The organism is Pseudorhodobacter aquimaris (assembly GCF_001202025.1).
Taxonomy (GTDB): Bacteria; Pseudomonadota; Alphaproteobacteria; order Rhodobacterales; family Rhodobacteraceae; genus Pseudorhodobacter; species Pseudorhodobacter aquimaris.
This window is the reverse complement of sequence record NZ_LGHS01000052.1, coordinates 284,899-290,944: the sequence shown is the minus strand read 5'-3', so window position 1 is coordinate 290,944 and position 6,046 is coordinate 284,899. Positions and strand designations below refer to the sequence as shown.

Here is a 6,046-nt window from a genome sequence, read left to right as displayed (position 1 = left end):
GGCTGTGCAGGACCTGCATGAGCAAGGATCGCCCGCTTTCGACGCAGCGATCCCCATGTTGTCGCAGCTGCTCAAGGCCGAAATGGCTGAACGTGAGGTTCGTTCCGTCGCTTATCACATGAAGGCGGCACGCTTCCCGGCATACAAGGCCCTCCCTGGCTTCGACTTTGCCGCCAGTGAAATCCGTCAAGCCTTGGTTCGCCAGTTGCATCGCTGCGAGTTCATGGATGGGACCGAAAACGTAGTGCTTATCGGGGGCCCAGGAACCGGGAAATCGCATGTCGCTACCGCTCTTGGCATCCAAGCGATCGAACATCGCCGTAAACGCGTCCGCTTCTTCTCAACGGTTGAGTTGGTCAATGCGCTGGAGCAGGAAAAAGCCCAAGGCAAGGCCGGAAAGATCGCTGAGGCGTTGGTGAAAACCGACTTGGTGATCCTGGATGAGCTGGGATATCTGCCGTTCAGCGCTTCGGGAGGCGCGTTGTTGTTCCACCTTCTCAGTAAACTCTACGAGCGCACCAGCGTCGTCATCACCACGAACTTGAGCTTCAGCGAATGGGCCAGCGTGTTCGGCGATGCGAAAATGACCACCGCGCTACTCGACCGCCTAACCCACCGCTGCCACATCCTTGAGACAGGTAATGACAGCTATCGGTTCAAGGCCAGCTCTGAGACAGCGAAAAAGAAACGAAAGGAGACAGCAGCATTGACGCCATCATGACGCAAAGAACATAACAGCTGGGTGGGTCAAGTCTCGGTGACAATGCCGGGTCAGTTCTCAGTGACAATCAACACCGCAGCCGTCTCAACCGTGATCAGACCACCGCCAGAGTGAAAAATAAAGACGGGGCATTTCACACCCATATCTTTCAGCCGCCCCTGCAAGCGCCCCAGATAATCCGACATTTGCGGGCGCACATAGGCGTTTGCACAGACGGTATTGAAGCGTTCAAACTCGCGCATCTGGGGCGAAACCTCGGCAGAGATCGAGATCGGCACATCCAGCTTGCGCGCAATGATTTCACGCGCGCGTTCCTCATGCGAAGGGTTGAGGTAGGAGTGGATGAAACCGATCGCAACCGCCTCAAAACCTTCGGCGACCAGCCGGTCGGCCAAAGCCTCAAGTGCAGGCTCATCCAAGGGCTGCAACTCATCACCTTTGGCACTAATACGGCCTTTTATGGGAAAACGATCCTCACGCGGGATAAGCGGGGCGGGCAATTTTATGTTGAGATCATATTGCTCAAACCGGTTCTCGGTCCGCATCTCGATCACATCGCGAAAACCTTCGGTGGTGACCAGCGCGGTGCGCGCCCCGCGCCGTTCGATCAACGCGTTGGTGGCAAGGGTCGTGCCGTGGATCAGGATGTCGATCTCGCTAACATCAACGCCTGCATCCTTGGCCACAATCTTCATGCCGTCCAGAATGGACTGCTCGGGGTTGGTGTAGTTGGTAAGCAGCTTGGTCGAATATATCGCGCCCCGCACTTCCAGTGCGATATCGGTAAAAGTGCCCCCGATATCAGCGCCAAGACGAATGTCGGATTTGGTCATGCAGGTTTCCTCTCAGCGAATTTTGTTCCGGGACTCAGGCGCCCGACAACGGAATTGGATCAGGAGAATTTTCTCCCCTCCCATTCACCCTGACCAGATGGCCGCAGGAAGCCAATCAAGAAAATGTGGAATCAGACAAGTTTTACTTGTTGGTAATGCCCCCCGCGCGAAGGGGATAAATGGCGTGGAACTCTTATGCCGGAGCATGACTATGAAACTATATTATGCCGATACAACCGTCGCAGTCGCCTTGATTATTGCCCTAAAAGAGGCTGATCTGCCCTGTGAGCTGGTCCGGGTTGATTTTGCCGCAGGAGATCAAACCAAACCGGAATTTCTGGCGATCAACCCTCGGGGTCGGGTACCCGCCCTTGTCACGAAACAAGGTATCCTTACAGAAACGGGTGCCTTGCTGGACTATATCCATGCGCTGGCACCAGAGGCTGGCCTGGTGCCCGAAGACCCGTTCCAGGCCGCTAAAATGTGGGAGATGATGTATTACCTCGCCTCTACCTGGCATGTGAACCACGCCCACGGGGGGCACGGCGAACGCTGGGCCGACAATAAGGCAAGTCATGACGATATGCACCGAAAGGCCCCCGAAAACATGCGGGCCTGCTGTGCCTATGTCGAAGAAACCCTGTTGAAAGGGCCGTTTCTGCTGGGCGACAGGTTCAGTCTGGCGGATGCCTATCTATATGTCGTCAGTGGCTGGCTGAAAGACAATAAGATTGATGTCGCGGATTATCCAAAGCTGACAGCATTGCGAGAAGAAATGGAAAAGCGCGCTTCGGTTCAGGCCGTTATTGCGGCTGGTATGATGTAGGGATCTGCGCTGAATCAGGCTCTGACATGCCCTAAAAAGAGCCCTTGATGCGCGCCCGCAGGTCGGGCGGCACGAGGGCCGCAAGCGAATGGACTTGCCCGCCACGGGATGACGCCACCATCACCGCATGGATCTGCCAATCCTTGCCATCCCAAGCCAGAACCGGCGCGCCAGAGTTGCCAGAGACCACCCGGCATGACAGGGCCAATATGCCGGGCGCCGTGGTCAATAGCGCGCAATCGTCCTGCCGCTCTGGCTGCTCGGGTGCATCGCGGCGATATGAGATCAGGTTGAACGCCGCAGGCAACGCGGCGGTGTCAGGACTATTCAGCGATAACGGCACCACCCGGGACGGCGCAACCGGCGATGCCAAGCGCAGCAAGGCCACGTCATTCGCCCTATTTGCCGTGACCGTCGCCGACGACAGGATCACCTCTGCGCCCCGTCGGGTCACGACACTGTGTCCCGCCGCATAGCCTGCGGCAAATCGTACCACGCCCGGCGTCCTTTGGGACCCCTCAATACAATGGCGCGCTGTCAGGACCAGATCGGGGGTAACCAAGGCCCCGGTGCAGATCGCACCCCCCGACTGCATACGGTCACCATAGCTGATCCTGCCGATGCCCAGTGGGGCCTCTTGCGCCACCACGGACCCCACCGAAAAGATAAACAAGGCCGCAAGTCCGATCCTCCGCATCATTGTCACACCGCCTCCTGTAATGCTATACCTTTGAAATATCGTGATAATGCTGCTATATTCATGTATCTGTCGGGTAAACCATGCCACATGCCAACCGATAAGAACATCAGCCCCTTATAGCGTGCGACATAACAGCGGGGGGTAAATATTACCATGGACGGAATGGGGCCATGAATGCACAGCATCGCATATCTATCTGGCAGCGTTAACATTTCCGTATCCCATATGATGGAGCGATACTGTTAGCGCTAGCCCGGATCAAATGCATTTTTCACCTGCTTGGTTTGCTGAAAGTTTGGCGCTATTCAGCCCTACGGGATAAGGCACCGGCTGAAAATGCTGCCTGTCTTCCCCACTCTTGGGGTCCCTATTTCAGTCAAAGCAACGGAGTTTGCCGTGTCGCGTTCCAGCCGCATTTCCCCCCAGTCGCTCAAATCCAAAATCATGGGTGCCGAAGACGCAGCCTCTCTCATCGACAATGGTGCTGTCGTCGGGATGAGCGGCTTTACAGGTTCGGGCTATCCCAAGGCGGTTCCCTTGTCGCTGGCCGCGCAGATCGAGGCGCAGCACGCGGCGGGCAATCCGTTTCAGGTAAAGATCTGGTCCGGCGCGTCAACCGGCCCCGAGCTGGACGGCGCTTTGGCCAAGGCGGATGGTATCGATTTCCGGCTGCCCTATAACTCTGACCCGATCGCGCGCGAGAAAATCAACGCGGGTGAGATGAATTATTTCGACATGCACCTAAGTCAGGTCGCACCGATGGCATGGCAGGGGTTTCTGGGTCGGCTTGATACGGCTGTGATTGAGGTTTCCGGCATCACGCCCGAAGGTGATCTGATCCCCTCCTCTTCGGTTGGCAACAATAAGACATGGCTCGATCAGGCCGAAAAGATCATTCTGGAGGTTAACAGCTGGCAGAGCGACGCCTTTGACGGGATGCATGATATTTACTATGGCACCGCCTTGCCGCCCAACCGCTTGCCGATCCCGCTGGTAAAGCCCGATGACCGCATCGGTCAGCCTCATTTCAAGGTCGATCCGAACAAGATCGTCGCCATCGTCGAAACCGACATCCCCGACCGTAACGCGCCCTTTGCCAAACCCGACGCAACCGCCGAAGCGATTGCCGGTCACCTGCTGGACTTCCTTAAGCATGAGGTTGCGGTGGGTCGGATGCCCGCCTCTCTTTTGCCGCTGCAATCTGGTGTGGGTAATGTGACCAATGCGGTTCTGGCCGGTCTGTTGGACAGCCCGTTCGAGAATATGACCTCCTTTACCGAGGTTATTCAGGACGGCATGCTCGATCTGCTGGATGCGGGGAAGTTGAGCATGGCCTCTGCCACCGCCTTTTCGCTTAGCCCCGAGGTGGCCGAACGGTTCAACAAGGATGCGCACCGCTATCGCGACAAGCTGATCCTGCGCCCGCAAGAGATCTCGAACCACCCCGAATTGATCCGCCGCCTTGGCTGTGTGGCGATGAACGGGCTGATCGAGGCGGATATTTACGGCAATGTGAACTCTACCCATGTTATGGGGTCACGGATTCAGAACGGGATCGGCGGCTCGGGTGACTTTGCCCGCAATGCCTTTATTTCCATTTTCATGTCGCCCTCTACCGCCAAGGGCGGCAAGATTTCGGCAATCGTGCCAATGGCAAGCCACGTCGATCATATTTCACAGGATGTGCAGGTCATCGTGACCGAACAAGGCCTTGCCGACCTGCGCGGGTTGGCGCCCAAGCAAAAAGCCAAGCAGATCATCGAGAAATGCACCCATCCCGATTACCGCGACGCCTTGCGCGACTATTTTGATCGGGCGAACCACAGCTCTTTCGGGAAACATGCGCCCAATAACCTGACCGAGGCGCTCAGCTGGCATCAGCGCTATGTCGAGACAGGGTCGATGAAATAAAGGAAGCCGCATCTAGCGGCTTCCCCACATTCCATCAGATCGCGGTTTTGCGGCTTTCTTCAAGATAGATTTCGCGCAAACGTGTTGCGACCGGGCCGGGTTTGCCCGTGCCGATTGCGGCCTCGTCAACCTCAACCACCGGCATCACAAAGGCAGAGGCAGAGGTATAAAATGCCTCATCCGCAGCCTTTGCTTCTTCGATCGTAAAGGGACGTTCTTCCACTTCCATCTGTGCCTCGGCGGCAAAGCGCAGAACCGCCGCCCGCGTGATCCCGTGCAGGATATCATGCGACAGTTGGCGCGTGATGATACGCCCGTTTTTAACGATATAAGCGTTGTTAGAGGTGCCCTCGGTCACATGCCCGTCCTCAACCATCCAGGCGTCGTCCGCACCGGCCTTTTTGGCCATCATCTTGCCCATTGAAGGGTACAAAAGCTGTACGGTTTTGATGTCGCGACGGCCCCAACGGATATCCTCGATAGAGATCACCTTGATGCCGGTTTTCGCCTGCGCACTATCGGCCATCCCCGGTTTGGACTGTGTGAACATCACCAGCGTCGGTTTCACATCGGCACCGGGAAAGGCAAAATCGCGATCACCGGGATTGCCGCGCGTGACCTGCAAATAGACCATGCCATCGACGACCTCATTGCGGGCCACCAATTCACGGTGGATCGCCAGCAATTCGTCATCCGAGCAAGGTGTCGCGATGTCCAGCTCCTTCAAACTGCGGGCCAAACGGACCGAGTGACCGGCAAAATCAAGCAGCTTGCCATCCAGAACGCTGGTCACCTCATAAACCCCGTCCGCCATCAGAAAACCGCGGTCAAAGATTGAAATTTTGGCCTCGGTTTCGGGCAGGTACTGACCGTTAACATAGACGATGCGCGACATGAATAATCCCCATATTTTGGCGCTGGGTGGATTGACACCTTCAGCATCAAACCCAACGGACCCCTGCGGTTTCCGCCAAAAATCCCCGTCCGTCAAGGTCGCTAAGAACCTTAAAGCCGGTTTAACCGCTGATCCACGAGCGCTGCACCGCCGCAAGATT

6 protein-coding genes are annotated in these 6,046 nt (G+C 56.6%); 3 read left to right on the top strand and 3 right to left on the bottom strand.

What is annotated here, in order from left to right:
- A partial coding sequence (gene istB, locus AKU94_RS09945) for an IS21-like element helper ATPase IstB (RefSeq protein ID WP_050527145.1) occupies window positions 1-721 on the top strand: 721 nt, incomplete at its 5' end.
- A gap of 50 nt (window positions 722-771) precedes the next feature.
- On the opposite strand, the gene AKU94_RS09940 is transcribed toward istB, so the two are convergent.
- The gene (locus AKU94_RS09940) at window positions 772-1,554 is read right to left on the bottom strand and encodes a hydantoinase/oxoprolinase N-terminal domain-containing protein (protein ID WP_083445024.1); all 783 of its coding nucleotides are present in this window, start codon (window positions 1,552-1,554) and stop codon (window positions 772-774) included.
- A gap of 211 nt (window positions 1,555-1,765) precedes the next feature.
- On the opposite strand from AKU94_RS09940, the gene AKU94_RS09935 reads away from it, so the two are divergent.
- Window positions 1,766-2,380 (top strand): glutathione S-transferase family protein, encoded by a 615-nt coding sequence (locus AKU94_RS09935; RefSeq protein ID WP_050527111.1) that lies wholly within the window; start codon window positions 1,766-1,768, stop codon window positions 2,378-2,380.
- Window positions 2,381-2,411: 31 nt separating this feature from the next.
- Here AKU94_RS09935 and AKU94_RS09930 read toward each other — a convergent pair whose 3' ends face one another.
- Window positions 2,412-3,080: a trypsin-like serine peptidase gene (locus AKU94_RS09930; protein WP_050527110.1), complete on the bottom strand. Its 669-nt coding sequence runs from the start codon at window positions 3,078-3,080 to the stop codon at window positions 2,412-2,414.
- Between the two features lie 396 nt (window positions 3,081-3,476).
- Between AKU94_RS09930 and AKU94_RS09925 the strand changes: the two genes are divergently transcribed.
- Window positions 3,477-4,991: an acetyl-CoA hydrolase/transferase family protein gene (locus tag AKU94_RS09925; protein ID WP_198144885.1), complete on the top strand. Its 1,515-nt coding sequence runs from the start codon at window positions 3,477-3,479 to the stop codon at window positions 4,989-4,991.
- Window positions 4,992-5,025: 34 nt separating this feature from the next.
- Here the strand turns inward: AKU94_RS09925 and AKU94_RS09920 are convergent, their stop codons facing one another.
- On the bottom strand, window positions 5,026-5,886 hold the full coding sequence (locus AKU94_RS09920; protein WP_050527108.1) for a D-amino-acid transaminase: 861 nt from the start codon (window positions 5,884-5,886) through the stop codon (window positions 5,026-5,028).
- Window positions 5,887-6,046: the final 160 nt, after the last annotated feature.

Bases quoted from the DNA above. Each gene is read 5' to 3' on its own strand.
- AKU94_RS09935 (WP_050527111.1), top strand. From the start codon at position 1,766: ATGAAACTATATTATGCCGATACAACCGTCGCAGTCGCCTTGATTATT.
- AKU94_RS09920 (WP_050527108.1), bottom strand. From the start codon at position 5,886: ATGTCGCGCATCGTCTATGTTAACGGTCAGTACCTGCCCGAAACCGAG.
- AKU94_RS09930 (WP_050527110.1), bottom strand. From the start codon at position 3,080: ATGATGCGGAGGATCGGACTTGCGGCCTTGTTTATCTTTTCGGTGGGG.
- AKU94_RS09940 (WP_083445024.1), bottom strand. From the start codon at position 1,554: ATGACCAAATCCGACATTCGTCTTGGCGCTGATATCGGGGGCACTTTT.